At 69.5% G+C, this 22200-nt stretch carries 20 protein-coding genes and 1 pseudogene; 16 read left to right on the top strand and 5 right to left on the bottom strand.

What is annotated here, in order from left to right; translation table 11 throughout:
* Positions 1–942: 942 nt before the first annotated feature.
* From NX1_RS35810 to recN, 6 genes and pseudogenes are all read left to right on the top strand, one after another.
* Positions 943–1929, top strand: a pseudogene (locus NX1_RS35810) (tetratricopeptide repeat protein); the annotation flags it as partial.
* Positions 1930–2971: 1042 nt separating this feature from the next.
* Positions 2972–3862 carry an HAD-IIA family hydrolase gene (locus NX1_RS33255; RefSeq protein WP_068068584.1) on the top strand — a complete coding sequence of 297 codons (891 nt, stop codon included), beginning with the start codon at positions 2972–2974 and terminating at the stop codon, positions 3860–3862.
* Positions 3863–3875: 13 nt separating this feature from the next.
* On the top strand, positions 3876–4184 hold the full coding sequence (locus NX1_RS33250) for a hypothetical protein (RefSeq protein WP_084501952.1): 309 nt from the start codon (positions 3876–3878) through the stop codon (positions 4182–4184).
* Between the two features lies 1 nt (position 4185).
* Entirely contained in the window at positions 4186–5007 is an 822-nt protein-coding gene (locus NX1_RS33245) for a TlyA family RNA methyltransferase (protein WP_068068581.1), read from the top strand.
* Positions 5004–5996, top strand: a complete 993-nt coding sequence (locus NX1_RS33240) for an NAD kinase (RefSeq protein WP_068068578.1) — start codon at positions 5004–5006, stop codon at positions 5994–5996. The genes NX1_RS33245 and NX1_RS33240 overlap by 4 nt, the downstream gene beginning before the upstream one ends.
* Positions 5974–7743, top strand: a complete 1770-nt coding sequence (gene recN, locus NX1_RS33235; protein ID WP_068068575.1) for a DNA repair protein RecN — start codon at positions 5974–5976, stop codon at positions 7741–7743. Before NX1_RS33240 ends, recN begins: the two co-directional genes overlap by 23 nt.
* 63 nt (positions 7744–7806) lie before the next feature.
* On the opposite strand, the gene NX1_RS33230 is transcribed toward recN, so the two are convergent.
* A complete protein-coding gene (locus NX1_RS33230) occupies positions 7807–8229 on the bottom strand; it encodes an SRPBCC family protein (protein WP_068068570.1) in 423 nt (140 codons plus the stop codon).
* A gap of 169 nt (positions 8230–8398) precedes the next feature.
* On the opposite strand from NX1_RS33230, the gene NX1_RS33220 reads away from it, so the two are divergent.
* Both NX1_RS33220 and NX1_RS33215 read left to right on the top strand, forming a co-directional pair.
* Positions 8399–8734 carry a hypothetical protein gene (locus NX1_RS33220; protein WP_157120341.1) on the top strand — a complete coding sequence of 112 codons (336 nt, stop codon included), beginning with the start codon at positions 8399–8401 and terminating at the stop codon, positions 8732–8734.
* Positions 8735–8907: 173 nt separating this feature from the next.
* Positions 8908–10095 (top strand): zinc-dependent alcohol dehydrogenase, encoded by a 1188-nt coding sequence (locus tag NX1_RS33215; RefSeq protein ID WP_068068560.1) that lies wholly within the window; start codon positions 8908–8910, stop codon positions 10093–10095.
* A gap of 7 nt (positions 10096–10102) precedes the next feature.
* Here the strand turns inward: NX1_RS33215 and NX1_RS33210 are convergent, their stop codons facing one another.
* The 4 genes from NX1_RS33210 to NX1_RS33195 form a co-directional block, all read right to left on the bottom strand.
* Positions 10103–10327, bottom strand: a complete 225-nt coding sequence (locus tag NX1_RS33210; protein WP_068068557.1) for a LapA family protein — start codon at positions 10325–10327, stop codon at positions 10103–10105.
* A gap of 52 nt (positions 10328–10379) precedes the next feature.
* On the bottom strand, positions 10380–11408 hold the full coding sequence (gene add / locus NX1_RS33205) for an adenosine deaminase (RefSeq protein ID WP_068068554.1): 1029 nt from the start codon (positions 11406–11408) through the stop codon (positions 10380–10382).
* Positions 11409–11513: 105 nt separating this feature from the next.
* Positions 11514–12320 carry an LLM class flavin-dependent oxidoreductase gene (locus NX1_RS33200; RefSeq protein WP_068068551.1) on the bottom strand — a complete coding sequence of 269 codons (807 nt, stop codon included), beginning with the start codon at positions 12318–12320 and terminating at the stop codon, positions 11514–11516.
* Between the two features lie 344 nt (positions 12321–12664).
* Positions 12665–13153 carry a hypothetical protein gene (locus NX1_RS33195; RefSeq protein ID WP_157120339.1) on the bottom strand — a complete coding sequence of 163 codons (489 nt, stop codon included), beginning with the start codon at positions 13151–13153 and terminating at the stop codon, positions 12665–12667.
* Positions 13154–13463: 310 nt separating this feature from the next.
* Between NX1_RS33195 and steA the strand changes: the two genes are divergently transcribed.
* From steA to scpB, 8 genes are all read left to right on the top strand, one after another.
* Positions 13464–14678, top strand: coding sequence for a putative cytokinetic ring protein SteA (gene steA, locus NX1_RS33190; protein WP_068068545.1), 1215 nt, complete (start codon positions 13464–13466; stop codon positions 14676–14678).
* Positions 14679–14690: 12 nt separating this feature from the next.
* Entirely contained in the window at positions 14691–15635 is a 945-nt protein-coding gene (locus tag NX1_RS33185; protein ID WP_068068542.1) for a copper transporter, read from the top strand.
* A gap of 169 nt (positions 15636–15804) precedes the next feature.
* The gene (pyrG, locus tag NX1_RS33180) at positions 15805–17526 is read left to right on the top strand and encodes a CTP synthase (RefSeq protein ID WP_068068539.1); all 1722 of its coding nucleotides are present in this window, start codon (positions 15805–15807) and stop codon (positions 17524–17526) included.
* Positions 17526–18185, top strand: a complete 660-nt coding sequence (locus NX1_RS33175) for an NUDIX domain-containing protein (RefSeq protein WP_068068536.1) — start codon at positions 17526–17528, stop codon at positions 18183–18185. Before pyrG ends, NX1_RS33175 begins: the two co-directional genes overlap by 1 nt.
* Positions 18186–18197: 12 nt before the next feature.
* Positions 18198–19142, top strand: coding sequence for a site-specific tyrosine recombinase XerD (gene xerD / locus NX1_RS33170; RefSeq protein ID WP_068068535.1), 945 nt, complete (start codon positions 18198–18200; stop codon positions 19140–19142).
* A gap of 310 nt (positions 19143–19452) precedes the next feature.
* Positions 19453–20397 carry a ParA family protein gene (locus tag NX1_RS33165; RefSeq protein ID WP_068068533.1) on the top strand — a complete coding sequence of 315 codons (945 nt, stop codon included), beginning with the start codon at positions 19453–19455 and terminating at the stop codon, positions 20395–20397.
* An 80-nt stretch (positions 20398–20477) separates the two neighbouring features.
* On the top strand, positions 20478–21350 hold the full coding sequence (locus tag NX1_RS33160; protein ID WP_169812328.1) for a segregation and condensation protein A: 873 nt from the start codon (positions 20478–20480) through the stop codon (positions 21348–21350).
* 44 nt (positions 21351–21394) lie between these two features.
* Complete coding sequence (gene scpB / locus NX1_RS33155; protein ID WP_373864940.1) at positions 21395–22078, top strand: SMC-Scp complex subunit ScpB; 684 nt, start codon at positions 21395–21397, stop codon at positions 22076–22078.
* Positions 22079–22200 lie beyond the last annotated feature (122 nt).

Here is a 22200-nt window from a genome sequence, read left to right as displayed (position 1 = left end):
CACGATAGGGGACCCAATTCTGGGTCCCCTATCGTCGTTTGGGGCGCTTTTGCACCCCTGGTGCCGTCGCGTCCGAGCCCCACCGACGGCACGTGATTCAATTTGTGGGGCCCCTGGAACGACCTCAGCGGAACCTAGAGAGGGATCACCGTGTCCGAACACAACGACGGTCGGAAGCCATTCCGACGTAGCGCTTCCGGCTCCGGTCAGCGCGACGCCGGTTCTGACCGGCCGTCCCGCGGCACGGGTGGCTCTTCACGCGGCGACCGCGAGGGCAACGCCGGGCGCGGCGGCTTCGACCGCAGGAGCGGATCGGGCGAACGCGGTGAATCCGGCGGCCGCGGCGGTTTTCAGCGCCGCGAGGATTTCGGTGGTCGCGGCGGTTTCGACCGCGGTGGCGAACGCCGTGGTGGTTTCCAGCGCGGTGAAGGTTCCGGCGAGCGCGGCGGCTACGGTTCGCGCGGCTCCTCCGAGGAACGCGGTGGTTTCCAGCGTCGAGGCGATTCGGGCGAGCGCGGTGGTTACGAGCGTCGCGGCGACTCCGGCGAGCGCGGTGGCTTCCAGCGTCGTGGCGACTCGGGTGAACGTGGCGGCTTCCAGCGTCGTGGCGACTCGGGTGAACGTGGCGGCTTCCAGCGTCGTGGCGACTCGGGTGAACGTGGCGGCTTCGACCGGCGTGGCGGTTCCGGTGAGCGTGGCGATTTCAACCGTGGCAGCTCCGGGGAGCGCGGCGGGTTCAACCGCGGCGGTTCCGGCGAGCGCGGTGGTTTCCATCGGGGCGGTGCCGGCGACCGTGGCGGATTCGGTCGCGGCGATGCGGGAGATCGTGGGGGCTACGAGCGTCGCGGGGATTCCGGCGAGCGTGGTGGCTTCAAGCCTCGACGCGACTCCGAGGACAGAGGCTTCAAGCCACGCGGCGATCGCGGCGGCGATTTCGGTGAGCGGCGCGGTTTCTCGAGTCGTGGTGACTCGGAGGAGCGTGGCGGCTTCGAGCGCCGCGAGTCCGGGGAGCGCGGCGGTTTCCAGCGTCGTGGTTCCGGTGATCGCCCCGACTTCGGTCGGCGTGGCGAAGGTTCCGGCGGACGGCGCGACGCGGAAGACCGCGGCTCCGAGCGTAGTGACAGCGGCGATCGCGGTGGCTGCAAGCGCCGTGGCGAGTCGGGCGATTACGACCGCGGGTCGCAGGATCGCCGTCGCGGTGGCGAGGGCGCACGCACCGGTGGTCGTTCCCTGGATCGACGTCCCGCGCGGCCCGAGGAACCGGATCTGCCGGACGACGTCCAGGCGTCCGATTTGGACACCGCGATTCGCCGCGATCTGCTGAGCCTGGACAAGGGCAACGCCGAGACAGTGGCGCGCCACCTGGTGATGGCCGTGCGTCTCGTCGATGACGATCCGCGCCTCGCCCTCGCGCACGCGCGAGCGGCCAGACAGCGCGCAGGCCGTATCGCCGTTGTGCGCGAGACCGCGGGCGTCGTCGCGTACCACGCGGGAGAGTGGGCGGAGGCGCTGTCCGAGCTGCGGACCGCCCGGCGCATGTCCGGCGGTTCCGGTCTGCTCGCCGTGATGGCCGACTGCGAACGTGGTCTCGGTCGCCCCGAGCGCGCCATCGAACTCGGCCGCAGCGAGGAGGCCCGCGCGCTCAGCGGCGACGAGGCCACCGAGCTCCGCATCGTCGTGGCCGGCGCCCGAATGGACCTCGGTCAGTACGACCAGGCCGTGGTGACCCTGCAGGCCTCCGACCTCGATCCGCAGCGCACCGGTTCCGCCGCGGCCCGCCTCTTCTACGCCTACGCCGACGCCCTGGTCGCCGCCGGCCGCACCGACGAGGGCCTCACCTGGTTCCTCAACGCGGCCTCTGCCGACCTCGACGGCGAAACCGACGCCGAAGAACGCGCGGAAGAACTCACCGGCGACGCCGACCTGTAGTTCCCCGCCGACTGCCGAGCGCTCGGCAACCGATGATCGCTCGGCGGCGCCGAGCAACCGCCTGGCAGAAGCCGTGCGACGGGTCATCGACCCGCCGCGGTGCACAGCGACCGGTGATCACTGATCGGCAGTGCTGAGCAATCGCCTGGCAGAAGCCGTGCGGCGGGCGATTTCCGCAGCCGATTACGCGGAGTTTTTGTCGTGAGTCGCCCGCTGGGAGGTGAGACTCGCTCAGCGACCGCTGTCAGGCGATTGACCGGCAGTGTCGCGAGCGGCTAATGCGATCTACGCTCCGGCTGCGGGTTCCTGACCAGCCGTCGACCGGTAACTGCCGCAAGGCGACCACAGGCGGTGAGCCGTTCTGGTTCCGGCTTCCGCCCACACGTGCTGTCTGTCGTTGGTCGCTACCTCAACCGGTGATCGCCGCACGGCGACCACCGGCGGTGAGCCGGTCTGGTACCGGCTTCCGCCCACACGTGCTGTCTGTCGTTGGCCGCTCCTGAACCGGTGATCGCCGCACGGCCCCTACTGGTCTGGACCAAGAGCGCCTGGCGGTTACCGCGACCGCCAAGCGGTGCCTCCGTCGAGGTTCAGTCGAGGCGACCGATGGTCAGTGAAGATCCGATGAGGACTCGGCGCGTTGCGCTGGACCACGCCGTCGAGCTGGCTTGACAGTGTCCTTTCACGCGGCAACCAGACGACATCTGCCCCTGCGACAGGTCCACGTGCGGTCCGCCAGCCGCAGCGGGGCTCCGCGTGCTGGCTGTCCGGATGTGAAGCACCGTCGCGGAACGGGTTTCGTTCCGCGGAACCTGTTCTCGATCGAGCTGTCCGGCGGCCGGATGGAGTTGTGGGGCCGGCAACGCGATGCCGTATCTATCGGCCGACTGACGTAGGGTCGAGATCTCGGCGTGTTGTCGAGGCGGCTCGGATCGGCGGCTGCGCGTGGCGACTCGGCCACGGTGGCAGTGCCGGGGCCGACCGGCCTTGCGCGCGCACGGAATTCGGCACGCGCCGAGTGGTGACACGAAGTGAGAGTGGTGTGAAGCGGCTACGAGATCGCTATGAAGCCCTGCTGCTGGACCTGGACGGCACGCTGTACCGCGGTCCCGCGGTGATCGAGGGTGCGCCGGAAGCGTTGGCGGGCGCGGGCGAGTCGGAGCAGCGGCTCGTGTACGTCACCAACAACGCGAGCCGCGGGCCGGATGTGGTCGCGGAGCATCTGGTGGAGCTGGGCTTCCCCGCGACCACCGACGACGTGGTGACCAGCGCCCAAGCGGCCGCGCGACTGCTGGCCGAACGCCTGCGGCCCGGCGCCGAGGTGCTCGTCGTCGGAACCGATGATCTCGTAGCGGAAGTCGACGCGGTCGGCCTTCGCGCCGTCCGCCGGTTCGACGGGACCGTGCCCGCCGCCGTGGTGCAAGGACATTCGCCGCAGACGTCCTGGCCGGATCTGGCCGAGGCGGCGTACGCGCTGCGCGCCGACGCGCTCTGGGTGGCCGCCAACACGGACAAGACGCTGCCGAACGAGCGCGGTCTCGCGCCGGGCAACGGCGCGATGGTCGCCGCATTGCGCGCCGCGTCGGACCGGGAGCCGATCGTCGCGGGCAAGCCGTACGCGCCGCTGCTGGAGGATGCGCTGGTCCGCGCGCAGACCCGCAGCGCGCTGGTGGTCGGCGACCGCTTGGACACCGATATCGAGGGCGCCCAGCTCGTCGGCCTCGACTCGCTGCTGGTGCTGACCGGCGTGAGCACCCTCGACGAACTGCGTACCGCGCCCGATACGCGCACCCCCACCTATGTGGCGGATTCCCTGGACGCGCTGAACCACCCCCCGGTCGAGGACGAGTCGACCGACGACCTGTCCGAGCGGCTGCGGCGGAACCCCGGTCGAGCGATAACGGTGCGCGCGTCCGATTCGGAAATCCGATAGCGTTGGCAGCACGATGACTACTCCGACGCCCCGTCCGCAGGGACCCGGTGTGCCCGGTCCCGGATCGAACGCGCCACGCCCCGGCATCCCGCTGCCCGGCAGGCATCTGCCGGGCGCGCAGGGCCGTCCGGAGCCCGCCGATCCGGACCGGATTCGCACCGAGATCGACAGCCTGCTGGCCGAGCTCGTTGCCCGCGGCGCCGCCTTCGGTGCGGCCGCGGACAGCGCGGAATCCGGCGCCGACATCACCCGGCGCGCGCGCATCCTGGAGCAGGCACACGACGTGCTGGTCCAGGCCCTGGCTACGGTGGACAAGATCTGAGGTGGCCAGGCGCGCGCGAGTGGACGCCGAACTCGTTCGCCGCGGGTTGGCGCGATCGCGGGAGCACGCGGTCGAGCTGATCGGCGCGGGTCGGGTCCTGATTGCTGGATCGGTCGCCACGAAACCGGCGACCGCGGTGGAAGCGGGCACCCCGCTGCTGGTGCGGGAGGAACCCGACGAGGTGCAGTGGGCCTCGCGCGGTGCGCGCAAACTCCTCGGCGCGCTGGAGCGATTCGAGCCCGAGGGTGTGCGTGTCGCCGGCAAGCGCTGCTTGGACGCGGGCGCGTCGACCGGCGGGTTCACCGATGTGCTGCTCAGTCGCGGCGCGCGCGAAGTGGTCGCGGTCGATGTCGGGTACGGCCAGTTGATCTGGCGGTTGCAGAACGACGATCGCGTGCGCGTTCACGACCGCACCAACGTCCGCAACCTGACGCCCGAACTCATCGAGGGCACGGTCGAACTCGTGGTGGGCGATCTGTCGTTCATCTCCCTCGGACTGGTGCTGCCCGCACTGGCCGCCTGCGCCACGGACGGCGCCGACCTGCTGCCCATGGTGAAACCGCAGTTCGAGGTGGGCAAGGAGCGGGTCGGTTCCGGCGGTGTGGTGCGCGATCCCGCGCTGCGGGCGGAGGCGGTGCGCACCGTTGCCGCGGTGGCCGCTGAGCACGGTCTGCGCACCGTCGGCGCGGTGGCCAGCCCGCTGCCCGGTCCTTCCGGCAATGTCGAATACTTTCTATGGCTGCGCAAGGACGGGCAGTTCGAATACGACGCGCAAGAAGTCGCCTCGCTCGTCGAGCGTGCGGTTGAGGAGGGTCCACAGTGAACGCGGTGACGCCGGAATCCGGCGGCCGGGAGATCCTGCTCGTCTCGCATCCGGGCCGGGCGGAGATCATCGAGACCGCCCATCGGGTGGCGAAGATCTTCACCGAGGCGGGAATCGGACTGCGGGTTCTCGACGACGAGGCCGACTGCACCCGGTTCGATGTGGAGGCAGGCGCGGACACGGTGGCCATCGCGGCGCCGGGCGGCTATCCGGTGCAGGTGGTCGAGCACGGGCCGGAGGCCGCGGTCGGGTGCGAGATGGTGCTCGTGCTCGGCGGCGACGGCACGTTCCTGCGCGCGGCCGAACTGGCGCGTCCCGCGTCGGTGCCGGTGCTGGGAATCAACCTGGGCCGCATCGGTTTTCTCACCGAGGCCGAGGCCGAACACCTGGACGAGGCGCTGGGCCAAGTGGTGCGCGGCGACTATCGCATCGAGCACCGGATGACGATCGATCTGTCGGTCCGCGTGGACGACGAGGTGGTGGACACCGGCTGGGCGTTGAACGAGGCCAGCATCGAGAACGCCTCGCGCATGGGCGTGTTGGAAGTCGTGCTCGAGGTCGACGGACGTCCCGTCTCGTCGTTCGGTTGCGACGGCATCCTGATCGCCACCCCGACCGGCTCCACGGCCTACGCCTTCTCGGCGGGCGGGCCGGTGGTGTGGCCGGAACTGGAGGCGCTGCTGGTGATCCCGAGCAACGCGCACGCTCTGTTCGCGCGTCCGCTGGTGACCAGCCCGGAGTCCAGGATCGCGGTGGAATCCGTGGCAACCGGTCACGATGCGATAGTTTTCCTGGACGGCAGGCGCACCATGGCGTTGCCCAAGGGCAGTCGGGTGGAGGCGGTCCGCGGCGCCGATCCGGTGCGCTGGGTGCGGTTGGACTCCGCGCCGTTCGCGGACCGGATGGTGCGCAAGTTCCAGTTGCCTGTGACCGGCTGGCGAGGCCGACGGCGAACGGAGAGCACACGTGCTGACAGAGATCAGGATTGACAGCCTCGGCGTCATTTCCGCGGCCACCGCGCAGTTCCACGAGGGTCTCACCGTCCTGACCGGTGAGACCGGCGCGGGCAAGACCATGGTGGTGACCAGCCTGCATCTGCTGAGCGGCGCGCGCGCCGACGCGGGTCGGGTGCGGCTGGGCGCGGCGCGCGCGGTGGTGGAGGGCCGCTTCACCGTCGACGACGTGAACGAGGCCGCCCGCACCGAGGTCGGTCAGGTGCTCGAATCGGCGGCGGCCGAGGCCGACGACGACGGTAGCGTCATCGCGATCCGCACGGTGGGCAGCGATGGACGTTCCCGCGCGCATCTCGGCGGCCGCGGCGTGCCCGCCTCGGTGCTCGCTGATTTCACCGCGCCGCTGCTGACCGTGCACGGCCAGAACGACCAGCTGCGTTTGCAGCGCCCGGAACAGCAGTTGAACGCGCTGGACCAGTTCGCCGCCGAGACGGTCGGCCCGCTGCTGCGCAAGTACCAGGTGCATCGCCGTTCCTGGCTCGACGCCCGCACCGAGTTGCTCGAACGCACCGCCCGCAGCAGGGAATTGGCGCTGGAGGCCGACCGGCTGAAGTACTCGCTCACCGAGATCGACGCCATCGCACCGGAACCCGGGGAGGACGCGCGGATCGTCGACGAGGTGCGCAGGCTCAGCGACCTGGACTCGCTGCGCGAGGCCGCCGCGACCGCGCACGACGCGCTGGCCGGACCGGCCGACGCGCCCGAGGACGGTTCCGGCGCACTGGAATTGCTCGGCGCGGCGCGCTCGCGGCTGGAATCCGCCGACGATCCGGCTCTGTCGGCGCTCGCGCCCCGGCTCGGCGAGGCCATCGCGGTGGTGGTCGATCTGACCACCGAACTGAGCGGCTATCTTTCCGATCTGCCGTCCGATCCCGGTGCGCTGGATTCGCTGCTGACCAGGCAGGCCGAGCTCAAGAGCTTGACCCGCAAGTACGCACCCGACATCGACGGCGTGATCGCCTGGGCCGACGAGGCGCGCACCAGACTGGATTCGCTTGACGTCTCCGAGGAGGCGCTCACCAAGCTGGCCGCGGAGGTGGACATCGCCGCCGAGCGGGTACGCACGGCGGCCCGCAAGCTCACCGCGGCGCGCGGCAAGGCGGCGGGCAAGCTGGCCGCGGCGGTCAGCGCGGAGCTCGGCGGTCTGGCGATGGGGAAGGCCCGGCTGGAGGTCGAGCTGCGTCCCGTGCCGGCGGGGGCGCAGGATTCCGCGCCGCTGACCGTCGACGGCGTCGACCTGCACGCGGGCGCGTCCGGCGTGGACGAGGTCGAGTTCCGGCTCTCCGCGCATTCGGGTGCGCAGTCACTGCCGTTGAGCAAGAGCGCCTCCGGCGGTGAGCTCTCCCGCGTGATGCTCGCGCTCGAGGTGGTGCTCGCCAGTTCCGATCACGGCGCGACGATGGTGTTCGACGAGGTCGACGCCGGTGTGGGCGGCCGTGCCGCGGTGGAGATCGGCCGCAGGCTGGCTCGGTTGGCGCGCACCCATCAGGTCATCGTGGTGACCCACCTGCCCCAGGTAGCGGCGTTCGCCGACACGCACTTGGTGGTGGACAAGTCCGACGACGGCAAGGGCAAGGTGAACAGCGGCGTCCGAGCGCTCACCAAGGACGAGCGCGTCATCGAGCTGGCTCGTATGCTCGCCGGTCTGGACGACACCGAGACGGGACGCGCGCACGCGGAGGAACTGCTCGAGACCGCCCGCGCCGAACGCGCGACCGCTTGACTCTTCACAACGCGAAAGGCCCTCGCCCCGAAACACTTCGGGGCGAGGGCCTTTTTCAGTCGATCAGCGGAACGCCTTCTGCGCACCCTTGATGAACTGGTTGATCAGTACCCGCAGGCCGGCTTCGACCGCCTTGGCGGGCACCGGCAGGCTCGGCTCCGACTCCATCGTGTAGGAGACCAGCGTGCCGCCCTCGGCGTCGCGGAAGGTCACGATGCCGACGTGCCGCTTCACGGGGACGCCCTTGACGATCTTGTATTCCATCCGCTCGCCTGGCACCAGCTTGGTGGTCTCCTCGACGAAGCCGATGCTGCCGCGGCCGACCACGTACTGCGCGCCGACACCCGATGGAGCCGGGGAACCCGGCTTTTTCAGGGTGAACTGCACGCCCGGCAGGTGGCCGTTGATGCCGTCCCGCTCGGTGAAGAACTTGTAGACGGCATCGCGCGGGGCGGCGATGACGACGTCGACGGTGCTGGTGGCCATGCATGTCTCCTCTTCGAGCTGTCTGTGACGGCAGTGTATAGGTACCACGTCACGTCGCGGCACGCTGTGTCGGCGCGGTCACAGGGCGTGGCGGATTCGCCGGATCCGGTTTCGGACCGCGCTGGCGGGCAACTGCGGGAACACCGACAGTCGAGACAGGAGGACGACGATGTTCCGAACGAGTGTTCGTTTGGCGTTCATCAGCGCGGCCGCCGCGTCGGCGGTCGTGGTCGGCGGCGGGCTCGCCGCGGCGGCGCCGACGCTCACCGCCGACACCGCCGAGGAAGGCAGCATCGCGGTCGGCAGCAACCCGACAGGGGAGCAGTGGACCTGTGTGCTGGTCGGCTCGGCGGAGCAGGCGGGTAGCCGCTTCGACATGGCGCGCGCCGGGGAAAGCCGCGGTGGCTTCGCCTCGGGCAGCACGGTGACCGCGGGATGCCTGAACAACCAAACGTTCGCGATCACCGTGGTCACGGGCGTGACCTCGCTCGACGACGACGATTGAGCGAATCGTCCGGCGGACGGCGCGGTCGTCGTGCGGCCGCGCCGAGGCGTCCGGCCTCCGGGCCGCCTGCGACAGCGCGCGCCCAACGGCCGAAAGCCCTCGGCCCCTGTCTGTTTCGTGATCGGCCGTCCGGGTAGACGGCCGATAGTTCCGACTCGGCGAGGAGACCCCGTATGAAGGCTGTGACGTGGCAGGGCAGGCGCAAGGTGTCGGTGGATTCCGTGCCGGATCCGCGCATCGAGGCGCCAACGGACGCGATCGTGCGGATCACGTCCTCGGGTATCTGCGGTTCCGATCTGCACCTGTACGAGGTGCTCGGTGCGTACATGAGCGAGGGCGATGTGCTCGGTCACGAGCCGATGGGCATCGTCGAAGAGGTCGGCTCGGAGGTGACCGGTCTGTCGAAGGGCGACCGGGTGGTGGTGCCCTTCCAGATCAGCTGCGGTCGCTGCGTGATGTGCGCGGGCGGACTGCCGACACAGTGCGAGACCACCCAGGTCCGCGACTACGGCAGCGGCGCGGCGCTGTTCGGATACTCCAAGCTCTACGGCCGCGTTCCGGGCGGACAGGCCGAATACCTGCGTGTCCCGTACGCGGACCACACCCACATCAAGGTGCCGGAAGGTCCTGACGACGACCGATTCCTCTACCTTTCGGATGTGCTGCCCACGGCCTGGCAGGCGGTCGAATACGCGGCGGTGCCCGACGGCGGTTCGGTCACCGTGCTCGGCCTCGGCCCGATCGGCGATATGGCCTGCCGGGTCGCCGCGCATCACGGTTATCGCGTGATCGGGGTCGATCGCGTGCCCGAGCGACTCTCCCGGGTCGCGGCCCGCGGCATCGAGGTGCTCGACTTCGAGGCGCTCGACCAACGCCTCGGCGACGTGATCAGGGAGATGACCGACGGCCGCGGCACCGACGCGGTGATCGACGCCGTCGGCATGGAGGCGCACGGCTCGCCGTTCGCGATGGTCGCGCAGCGCTCCGCGGCCTATCTGCCGGACGCCGTCGCGCAGAAGCTGATGGACACCGCGGGTATCGATCGTCTGGCGGCGCTGCATTCCGCGATCGATATCGTGCGCCGTGGCGGGACGATCTCGCTGGTCGGCGTATACGGCGGGATGGTCGATCCGATACCGATGCGGGTGCTGTTCGACAAGCAGATCCAGCTGCGCATGGGCCAGGCCAACGTCACCCGCTGGGCGGGCGACATCATGCCATTGCTCGTGGACGACGATCCGCTGGGCGTGGAATCGTTCGCCACCCATCGTCTTCCGCTTTCCGCCGCGCCGGAGGCCTACGCGATGTTCCAGCAGAAATCCGACGGCGCCGTGAAGATCGTGCTCGAACCCAGTGCGTGATCGCCGGTCAGTGGCGGCGCTTGCGCATCATCAGCACCCCGGTGATCCAGCCGAGGATGAACATGACGAGCAAGATCAGCCACATCGGTGACTGCACGCTGATCAGCAGGAATTCGATCGTCACCTTGCCGCGATTGTCGAAGACGAACAGCACGGCGAGCACGGTCAGGAGTAGCGCGACCCACTGCGTGGGTGAGACCCGCGCCAGAAAAGAACGGGATTCGGTGGCCACCCATCGAATGTAGCCCAGGCGCGGTACCTGCGGCGATGACACGCTCGGCGGCTCAGCCGCCGGCGACGTAGGCGTCGATCTCGCGCAGGTAGCCGTCCAGGCGCGCCGGGGTCAGCCAGGACGCGCGGAAGGAATTGCGGGCCAGGCGCACCAGCTGGTCGACCTCGAGGCCCGCCTGTTCGCGCAGCGCCAGGTAGTTGTCCGCGGCGTAGGCGCCGAAGTAGGCGGGATCGTCGCTGTTGAGCGTGACGAGCAGGTCGCGATCGAGCAGTCCGACGATCTCGTCCGACTTCATCTGGGCGGTGACGAAGGAATTCGAGACCGGACAGCAGGTGAGCCCGATGCCCTTGGCGCGCACCAACTCCACCAGCCGCTCGTCCTCCACGATATTGGTGCCGTGATCGAGCCGGTCGACGCCGATCTCCTCGAGCGCTTGGCGGATGTGTTCCTTGGAATCGGTCTGGTCGATGTCGCAGTGCATGGTGAGCAGGAAGCCTTCCCGGCGCGCCCGTGCGAACACCGCGGCGAACTTGCGGGGCGGGTTGCCGCGTTCGTCGGAGTCGAGTCCGACGCCGATGATCCAGTCGCGGTAGGGCAGCGCCTCCATCAGCGTCGCCATCGCGTACTCCGCCGAGTGGTCGCGCAGGAAGCACATGATCAGCTCGGCGGAGATGCCGAGTTCGCGCCGGGCCCGCACGATCGCGGTGCGATATCCGTTGATGACCGACTGGAACGGGACGCCGCGTCCGGTGTGCGCCTGCGGATCGAAGAACATCTCGACGTGCCTGATGCCGTCGGCATGCGCCCTGGTCAGGTATTCGAATGCCAGATCGTGAAAGTCGCGCGGCTGCTGGAGCACTTCCATGGCGGGGTAGTAGACCTGGAGGAACGAGGTCAGATCGTGGAAGCGGTAGGTCTGGCGGACCTCGTCGACAGTGCGCTCGGGCAGCCGGATGCCGTTGCGTTCGGCCAGCCGGAACTTCAGCTCCGGTTCCAGGGTGCCTTCGAGGTGCAGGTGCAGCTCGGCCTTGGGCAGGCCGCGGACGAACTCGGCGAGATCGGGACGAACCGTGCCGGTCATGTGGTCACCACCGTGTGCGTCGCGGAGGGCGGCGCGCCCGGAGGACGCCGCAGGCCAACGACCACGGTAGCCGGTGCCGGGGGCGGATTTCCGAGGTTCGGGTGTTCACAGCGCCCGCTGAAGTTCGGCGGCGAACTGGTAGCTCGCCTCCCAGCCCGCGGGCGATGGCGCGAGGATCGCCCGTTCGGCGCCGGACGCGGCGTATTCGGCCAGCTGGTCGGCCGCCTGGCGCGGCGCGGCGGCCAGCGGCGGGGCGACAACGGTGATCGCCGGTGCGTTGCGGCCGAATGTCTCGGCGAGCGTGGACAATTCGCGTGCCGATGCGGCCACGTCGGCGGGCCTCGCTGCGATCGTGATCCAGCCGTCGGCGAATTCGGCGGCGCGGCGCTTGGCCCTCGGACCGTCGCCCGCCACCAGGATCGGCGGCACCGCCGCGCCGGGTGCGAGGGTGACTTCCGCGCCGTCCCCGAGCGTCACCGATTTGCCCGCGACGAGGTCGGGGAGTACCCGCAGCGCCTCGTCGGTGCGCGCGCCGCGTTCGGCGAAGGAGGCTCCCGCCGCTCGCCAGCCGACATCGCCGTGGGCCGGATTGCCGGTGCCGACGCCGAGCAGCAGACGGTTCCCCGACACGTACTGCAAGGCGCCGATCTGCTTGGCGGCCCAGGCAGCCGGGCGCAGAGCCAGCAACAGCACGCCGTAGCCGATGCGGAGGCGATCGGTCACCGCGGCGGCGGTGGCGAGCGTCACCGTGCTGTCCAGGATCGGTGAGCTGGCCACCAAATGGTCGGTGGACCATACCGATTCGAGCCCCGCCTCTTCGGCGAGGCGGGCGGCCGCGCGGATGTCGCCGAGGATGGGGCGTGCCGGATCGGGGGAGGAGGTGGGCAGGATGGCGCCGAGATGCAGTGTCATATCAGTGACGCTACGAGCGCGCGAGCCCGCGGCCAATGTCACGGAAGCTCATCCTCATGTCACCGACGCTCAGCACGAAAGCCTCTGACCGCCAAGGAATTCGACAGGCTCGGTTCGAGGCGGTCGGGTCGAAAGGGAAACCGGACGGCTACTGCGTGGTCGAACAGTGCGGCCTCCACAGCACCGACCGAGGGACCACCGGGTTGCCGCGTCGGGCGCGATGCCTGCACCGACCACACCGCCGACATCCGATACCACGAGATATGTCGCCGACGAATGGTTTCGATCGGCGCCAAGCGCAACCGCGTGACCGACGTCTTCGGTGCACTCGGAGGTTTCCGAGGTCAGGGGAGCCGGGTGAGGGATTCGCCATTGACGGTGGCGATTTCGGCGCTCATCTCGCGCGGGATTTCGTACACGGCGTAGGGGGTGTAGGGGCGGTAACACTCGGGGTGGTCGGTGCCTCCGAGCATGGCCGGGCGAAAGTCGTTGCCTACGCGGTGCAATTCGGTGGAAACGGGCGCGCGGCAACCGGTGAGGGTGACGACGGCGAGATAGGCGCTGCGCTCGAAGCCGGTGAGGCGACCTGGATCACGCACGACCTCAGGAGGATTCGCGTGCACGCGCGCGGTGAACCAATCGGCGAAAGCGCGCGCCGCCTCCGGGCTGTCGATGATCGCCGCGAAGGGCGAGCCGTACAGGCCGTTCGGATCGAACTCGACGATGTTCGCGGCCACGCGCTCGCCGGGAGGGCCGGCGTTCGTCGCGGCCTCGCATCCGGCGGTCAACAGGACGCCGATGACAGATACGACGAGCAGCGCTGTTCTCCGCACACTGATGTATCCGGTGCGGCGGCGCCCGCCGTTACCGCCTATTTCTCCCTGGGAAGGGTGCGCCCGAGGGCGCGAACAGTGGCACGCAGTCCGGCGAGATCTGCCAGCGCGAGGACTTCTTCTCGGCACTCACCCCGAAAATCAGGTCTCGAGCGGCGGCACTGTCCGGGACGCTGACCGCGGAGGTCAGCGCGAAGACAACAGTCCGGTCGGTTCGAGAATGGGACTGGCTTATATCACTGTGACGAATGTGACTGATGGGTCGGCGCGCCTCCACCATTGGTCGAGAGTTTGCGCCCATCATCGGGCCATGAGGATGCTGGCGTTGTTGTCGAAGAACACCGAAACGCTGCCTGGTCTCACCGGGATGGCCCGGGTGGATCGCAACACCCGGCGCCTGCTGCGGCGGGTCGGTTCCGGTGATGTCGTCGTGCTCGACGAGATGGACCTGGACCGGATCACCGCCGACCGGCTGGTCGAGGCGGGTGTGGTCGCGGTGATCAACACCTCGCCCTCGATCTCGGGGCGCTATCCGAATCTCGGTCCGGAAGTGTTGGTGTCCAACGGCATTCTGCTGTTGGACACCGTCAGTTCCGACGCCTTCACCAAGATCAAGGACGGCACCAAGGTCCGGATCGCGGACGGCGTCGTTTACGCGGACAAGCTGACCAAGAAGGAGCCCGAGGTCCTGGTCGAGGGCATCGAGCTCACCGAGGCCGCCGTCGCGGAGCGGATGATCGAGGCTCGCAACGGCCTGGCCGACCACTTGGAGGCGTTCGCGGGCAACACCATCGAGTTCGTCCGCACCGAGAGCGCGCTGCTCATCGACGGCATCGGCGTCCCCGAGCTGGAACTCGACATGAAGCGCAGGCACGTGGTCGTGGTGGCCGACGGTCCCGATCACGCCGACGATCTCAAGCGGCTCAAGCCGTTCATCAAGGAGTACGCGCCGATCATGATCGGCGTCGGCCGCGGCGCGGACACCCTGCGGAAACAGGGCTACCGGCCAGATCTCATCGTCGGCGATCCGGAGGAGATCACCTCCGCGACCATGAAGTGCGGCGCCGAGGTCATCCTGCCCGCCGACACCGACGGCCACGCCAAGGGCCTGGAACGGATTCAGGACCTGGGTATCGGCGCGACCACGTTCCCGTCCTCCGGCTCGCCGTCCGATCTCGCGCTGCTGCTGGCTCACCACCACGGCGCCGCGCTCATCGTGACCGCGGGCGCCGCGGGTTCGCTGGACGACTTCTTCGACCGCGGCCGCCGCGACAGCAACCCGGCCACCTTCCTCACCAGGCTCAAGCTGGGCACCAAGCTGATGGACGCCAAGGCGGTCGCCACCCTGTACCGCAACCGGGTGTCGGGCGTGGCGATCGCGCTGGTGGTGCTGGCCGCGCTCATCGCGGTCATCGTGGTGCTGCTGGCCTCCCACTCCGGCACCGAGATGCTCGACTGGGCCGCGGACACCTGGAACCGCTTCGCGGACTGGTCCAAGGACCTGGTCGAAGCTCGCGGGAAATAACCCGGGGCGATCATGATCTCCCTACGCCAGCACGCCGTTTCCCTGGTGGCCATCTTCCTCGCGCTCGCGCTCGGGGTGGTGCTCGGCTCGCAGACGCTCGCCGCCGACCTGCTCTCGGCTCTGCGCGCGGACAAGAACGACCTGCGTGCGCAGGTCGATACCCTCGGCGAACAGCACCGCCGCTCCACGGGAGAGTTCGACGCCGCCGACCGGTTCATCGCGGGCTCGGCCAACCGCATCCTCGGCGGCGCACTCGACGGTCGCCCGGTGGTGGTCTTCACCACGCCGGACGCGGACGCCGGCGACGTGGAAGCGGTGTCGAAGGGCCTGGCGACGGCGGGCGCGCCGGTGGTCGGCCGGATCGCGCTCACCGACGCCTTCACCGACGCGACCGAAGGCGACCGGCTGCGCACCGCGATCACCAATGTCATCCCGGCGGGCGCGCAACTGCGCACCGGCGGCGTCGACCAGGGCAGCATGGCGGGCGACCTGCTCGGCACGGTGCTGCTGCTCGACCCGGCCACCGCGCAACCGCGCAGCACCCCGCAGGAGCTCGGCTTGGTGCTGGAGACGCTGCGCGGCGGCGGCTTCCTGGCGTACGGCGACACCCCGGTGCAACCCGCCCAGCTCGCGGTGGTGGTGACCGGTGAGGGTGCGAAAGCCGCTGAACACAGCCAGGGTTCGAACCTGGCCCGATTCGCCGGCGGGCTGCGCGGGCGCGGCGCGGGCGTCGTGCTCGCGGGCCGTTCGGGCGCCGCCGAGGGCGCGGGACCGATCGCGTCCGTCCGCTCGGACGCGGCCATGGCCACCACGCTGACCACCGTCGACAACCTGGACCGGGAGATCGGCAGGGTCACCGCCGTGCTCGGCCTCACCGAACAGCTCAACGGCGGCGCAGGCCGATACGGCACCGGCGCGAAGGCGACCTCGCTCACCCTGGCCGCGCTGCCGGGCTGAGCGCGGCGGCCCGCCCGCTCGGCGCGGCGATCCGCGGGCACCTGCGCCGGCCGTCGAGCGATCCCGCTCACAGTCCGGGGACCGGCGCTCTGACCGGCCCCCGGCGATCGATCAGCAAACATGCGTGGCGTTCGTTTTACCGGGTGCCGACGTGTTACCGTGAAGACCCGTGGGTCAAACACGGATTCAGGCGCGAACCGCTATCAAACACATCTTCGTCAGCGGTGGTGTTGCCTCCTCATTGGGTAAAGGCCTTACCGCTTCCAGCCTCGGTCAGCTGCTGACGGCGCGCGGTCTGCGCGTCACCATGCAGAAACTCGACCCTTATCTGAACGTCGATCCGGGCACCATGAATCCGTTCCAGCACGGAGAGGTGTTCGTGACGGAAGACGGCGCCGAGACCGATCTCGACGTCGGCCACTACGAGCGGTTCCTCGACCGGGACCTGTCCCGCGACGCGAATGTGACCACTGGGCAAATCTATTCGTCGGTCATCGCCAAGGAGCGCCGCGGCGAGTACCTCGGCGACACGGTCCAGGTGATCCCGCACATCACCGACGAGATCAAGAGCCGCATCCTCGCGATGAGCGGCCCCGATCTGCAGGGCCAGACCCCGGACGTGGTGATCACCGAGATCGGTGGCACCGTCGGCGACATCGAGTCGCAGCCGTTCCTGGAGGCCGCCCGGCAGATCCGCCACGACGTCGGCCGCGACAACGTCTTCTTCCTGCACGTCTCGCTGGTGCCGTACCTGGCGCCCTCGGGCGAGCTGAAGACCAAGCCGACCCAGCACTCGGTGGCCGCGCTACGCAACATCGGTATCCAGCCCGACGCGCTGATCCTGCGCTGCGACCGCGAGGTGCCGCAGGCGCTCAAGAGCAAGATCGCGCTCATGTGCGACGTCGAGGTCGACGCCTGCATCTCCACCCCCGACGCGCCCTCCATCTACGACATCCCGAAGGTGCTGCACCGCGAGGGCCTCGACGCCTACGTGGTGCGCAGGCTCGGCCTGCCGTTCCGCGACGTGGACTGGACCGTGTGGGGCGATCTGCTCGACCGCGTGCATTCGCCGCGCGAGGAGGTCGAGGTCGCGCTGGTCGGCAAGTACGTCGACCTGCCCGACGCGTACCTGTCGGTCACCGAGGCGCTGCGCGCGGGCGGGTTCGCCTCGCGCGCCAAGGTGAAGATCCGCTGGGTGCCTTCCGACGAGTGCGAGACCGAGTCCGGCGCGGCCGCCGCGCTGCGCGACGTGGACGCGGTGCTGATCCCCGGCGGCTTCGGCATTCGTGGCATCGAGGGCAAGGTCGGCGCCATCCGCTTCGCGAAGGCCAGGAAGATCCCGCTGCTCGGCCTGTGCCTCGGACTGCAGTGCGTGGTGATCGAGGCGGCCCGCTCGGTCGGCCTCACCGAGGCCAACTCCGCCGAATTCGAACCCGACACCCCGCATCCGGTCATCTCCACCATGGCCGACCAGGAGCAGGCCGTGGCGGGCGAGGCCGATCTCGGCGGCACCATGCGCCTCGGCGCGTACCCGGCCACGCTGCAAAAGGGCTCCGTCGTCGCGCAGGCCTACGGCGCCGAGCAGGTGTCCGAGCGGCACCGGCACCGCTACGAGGTGAACAACGCCTACCGCGACAAGGTCGCCTCCAGCGGTCTGCGGTTCAGCGGCGTCTCGCCCGACGGGCACCTGGTCGAGTTCGTCGAGCTGCCCGCCGACGTGCACCCGTTCTTCGTGGCGACCCAGGCGCACCCCGAGCTCAAGAGCCGCCCGACCCGCCCGCATCCGCTGTTCGCGGCGCTCATCGCTGCGGCGCTGAAATACAAACTGGCCGAACGTCTTCCGGTGGACATCCCGGGCGAGGAACTGGCGAGCGCGGACCAGGGGTCGTAATGAGCAACGCAGGGGGAGACGCGCCGGGCCGTCACGAATTCGAGACCGTCGCGAGCAAGACGCTGTACACCGGCGCGATCCTGGCGCTGCGCCAGGATCAGGTCGCGATGCCGGGCGGCAAGGTGGTCGAACGCGAAGTCGTCGAGCACCACGCCGCCGTCGCGGTGGCCGCGATCGATAACGACGACAACATCGTGCTGATCCGGCAGTACCGGCACCCGCTCGGCGCCCGTCTGCTCGAGCTGCCGGCGGGTCTGCTCGACATTCCCGGCGAGGACCCGCTCGCTGCGGCCAAGCGGGAGCTGGCCGAGGAGACCGGGCTGGCCGCGCGGGAATGGGCGGTGCTCGTCGACGTGGCGCTCTCACCGGGTTTCACCGACGAGGCGCTGCGGGTCTACCTGGCCGGCGGGCTGTACGAGACCGAGCGTCCGGATCCGGAATTCGAAGAGGCCGACCTGGAGCTGATTCGCCTGCCGGTGGCCGAGGCGGTGCGCGCCGCGCTGGCCGGTGAGATCACCAATGCCACCGCGGTTGCGGGCGTGCTGGCCGTCGTCGCGGCACGGTCCGGTGACACGCCGCTACGACCCGCCGATGCGCCGTGGCCGGGGCAACCCACCGCACTGCTGCGGCGTCAAGCGGCGACGGCGCAGGAAACCTGACAGGATGCGGGGGTGCTTGCCCGCGAAATCGACTCCTACCTCGACCATCTCGCGGTCGAGCGTGGAGCCGCGCGCAACACCCTCGGCGCCTATCGCCGGGATCTGGATCGCTACCGCGATTACCTGATCGGCCGCGGCGTCACCGAATTGGACCGGGTCGCCGAATCCGATGTCGCGGATTTCACCGTCGCGCTGCGGGCCGGCGGTGAGCAGCATCCGCCGCTGGCCGCGAGTTCGGTGGCGCGCGCGCTGATCGCGGTGCGCGGACTGCACCGCTTCGCGGCGGCCGAGGGACTCACCAGAACCGATGTCGCGCATGCCGTGAAGCCGCCCGCTCCGGGCAGGCGGCTGCCCAAGGCGCTGCCGTATGACAAAGTGCTGCGCCTGCTGGAAGCTGCGGGCGGCGGCACGGGCGCGGAGCAGGACGTGGTCGACGGCGGCCCGCGCGGACTGCGCGACCGCGCCCTGCTGGAACTGCTCTACTCCACCGGCGCGCGCATCTCCGAGATGGTCGGGCTCGATGTCGACGATCTCGATGGCGACGACCGCGCGGTCGTTCTGCGCGGCAAGGGCGGCAAACAGCGCATGGTGCCGATCGGCCGCCCCGCGCTCGCCGCAGTGGACGCCTATCTGGTGCGCGGGCGACCGGCGCTGGCCGCCGCGGGCAAGAACGCGGCGGGCGCGCTGTTCCTCAACGCGCGCGGCGGGCGGCTCTCGCGCCAGAGTGCTTGGCAGGTCTTGCAGGACGCGGCGGAACGCGCCGGCATCGGCGCCGCCGTCTCACCGCACACGCTGCGGCACTCCTTCGCCACGCATCTGCTCGACGGCGGGGCCGACGTGCGTGTCGTGCAGGAACTGCTCGGCCACGCCTCGGTGACGACCACCCAGATCTACACGCTGGTCACCGTGAACACCCTGCGCGAAGTGTGGGCGACGGCGCACCCGCGCGCCCGCTGAGGCACGCGCGTCGGCATTGATTGCTCGTCGCCGACCCGGACAGCGGGTATCGTCCGACATCGAAGTGCTTCCGGCAGCTCGTTCGTGACACCTGCGGCGAGTCGGGGGTGGGAAAGCATCGCGACAGCAATGCGGGTGTCGCGTGTCCGAGCGCGGGTCTCACGCGGTCAAGCGGTAGCGTCTACCGGAGAGCTGGACCGTACGAAAGCGAGGTCGGGCCCGATCGGCCTCGCTACGCTCGGCGAGGCAACGGGCAGGAACGTCTAAGGAGCAGCGGATCGTGACGACAGCCGGAGCGGCGGAGCCGCCGATGGGTGCTGGGGCGCAGCCGCTTACGGGCCCCCGGTCGGATGGTTACTCGGATGGCGCGGCGGAAACGCTGTGGGGCGACGGGGCCGAGCCCGTTCCCGAGAGTGCGGAACTGGGACCGACGGGACGCCCGCTACGCCTGGTGCCCGACCCGCCGCCGGTGGCACGGCACGGCGAGGCGCTCATCGTGGCCATGTGCAACCAGAAGGGCGGGGTCGGCAAGACGACCTCGACCATCAATCTCGGCGCGGCACTGGCCGAATACGGCCGCCGCGTGCTGCTGGTCGACCTGGATCCGCAGGGCGCGCTGTCGGCCGGACTCGGTGTCGCCCACCACGATCTCGACCTCACGGTGCACAACCTGCTGGTCGGCAACCGCACCTCCATCGATGACGTGCTGATGCGGACCAAGGTCGAGAACATGGACCTGCTGCCGAGCAACATCGACCTCTCGGCCGCGGAGATCCAGCTGGTCAACGAGGTCGGCAGGGAGCAGACCCTCGGCCGCGCACTGGAACCCGTGCGCGACCGCTACGACTACATCCTCATCGACTGCCAGCCCTCGCTGGGCCTGCTCACGGTGAACGCGCTGGCCTGCTCCGACGGCGTCATCATTCCGATGGAGTGCGAATACTTTTCGCTGCGCGGGTTGGCGCTGCTCAACGACACCGTGGAGAAGGTGCGCGACCGGCTGAACCCACGACTGAGCCTGTACGGCATCGTGGTCACCATGTTCGATGCCCGCCTACTACATTCGCGCCAGGTGATGGCGCGCGTCGTCGAGGTGTTCGGCGACCTGGTCTACGACACCGCCATCGCGCGCACCGTTCGTTTCCCCGACGCCAGCGTCGCCGGTGAACCCATCACCACGTGGGCGCCGAAATCCGGTGGCGCCGAAGCCTATCGGTCGATGGCACGGGAAGTAATCCACCGGTCCGGCCGGTGATCGAGGGGCCGAACCCAGCGCGAGAGAAGACAACCGAGGAGCAGACCGGCCCGCACGTTGTATCGCCGCCGGGTAACTCCGTGACGCCGGGCGATGGTGTGGCGCCGGGCGGTACCGAGCCGAACGAGCAAGGCGGATTCCGGCTCAAGCTCAGCAATTTCGAGGGTCCGTTCGACCTGCTGCTCACCCTGATCAGCTCGCGCAAGCTCGATGTCACCGAGGTGGCGCTGCATCAGGTGACCGACGAGTTCATCGCCTATACCAAGGCGATGACCGCGAGCATGAGCGAACAGAGCGGGCTGCGCGCGGACAAGATCCTGGATCAGACCACCGAATTCCTGGTCGTCGCCGCGACCCTGCTCGATCTGAAGGCCGCGCGGTTGCTGCCGTCGGGCGAGGTCACCGACTCGGAGGATCTCGAGCTGCTCGAGGCGCGCGACCTGTTGTTCGCCCGCCTGCTCCAGTACCGCGCGTTCAAGCAGGTCGCCGAGCTGCTCGGGGAACTGGAGGCGGTCGCGCTGCGTCGCTATCCGCGTTCGGTCGGCCTCGAGGAGCGGTTCGCCGGCCTGCTGCCCGAGGTTACGCTGGGAGTCGACGCGGCCGGATTCGCCGATATCGCCGCCGCGGCGTTCCGTCCGCGACCGACGCCCAAGGTCGGGCTGGACCACCTGCACGCGCACGCCATCTCGGTCGCCGAGCAGGCGGCGCTGGTGCTGGAACGGCTGAAGGCGCGCGGTGCGGGCGGGTGGACGACGTTCGCCGAGCTGGTCGCCGACTGTGAGATGCCGGTGCAGATCGTGGCGCGCTTCCTCGCGCTGCTCGAGCTGTACCGGGGCAAGACCATCGAGTTCGACCAGCCCGATCCGCTCGGCCCGCTCGCGATCAGCTGGATCGGTGAGCCAGAGGACGGAACGCCTGTGCCGACCGTGACGATCGAGGAGGACTACGGGTGACCGACGGGACCAGCGACACCGCGACCGAGGAACCCGCGGCGAACGTGGCGGAGAACACCACGGCGCCGAGCCGTCGCGAGGCAGTGGCGGGTTTCACCCCCGAGCCGCTCGACGACGCCGAATTCCGCTCCGCGCTGGAGGCGATGCTGCTCGTCGTCGACGCTCCCGCCCCGGTAGAACAGCTGGCCGCGGCCCTGGACGACACCACGGAACGGGTGGAGGCGGCGCTGCGCGCGATGTCGGCCGAATTGACCGCGCGCGGCAGCGGCATCGATCTGCGTTTCGTCGGCGACGGGTGGCGCTTCTATACTCGCAGCGAGTACGCACCGTATGTGGAGCGCGTACTGCTCGACGGCGCCCGGACCAAATTGACGAGGGCGGCGTTGGAGACACTGGCGGTGGTGGCCTACCGCCAACCGGTGACCAGGACCAGGGTGAGCGCGGTCCGCGGCGTGAACGTCGACGGTGTGATGCGCACGCTGCTCGCTCGCGGGCTGATCGCCGAGGCCGGGGTCGACCCGGAGACGAACGGCACGCAGTACTGCACGACCGAACTGTTCCTGGAACGGATCGGGCTTGCCTCACTGTCCGATCTGCCACCGCTGGCGCCCTTGCTCCCGGGCGTCGACCTGATCGATGAGATCAACGAGAGCCTGGAAACGGATCCCCGTTACACCAGGCTGAGGAAACCCGCCGAGGCCGATTTGGATCTCGGCACCGAGGATTGACAAAGGACAGATGAATACGCCCGCTCGCCGAGATGGCACACCGGATCGTAGGAAGAACAGCGCCCAGCCCGCCAGGGGCGGCACGGGTCGGGCCGTCGGCGCCCGCGGCGCCAGAGCAGCCC

It is taken from the genome of Nocardia xishanensis NBRC 101358, assembly GCF_001613365.1.
GTDB lineage: Bacteria > Actinomycetota > Actinomycetes > Mycobacteriales > Mycobacteriaceae > Nocardia > Nocardia xishanensis.
This window is presented reverse-complemented; position numbering and strand designations above follow the sequence as displayed.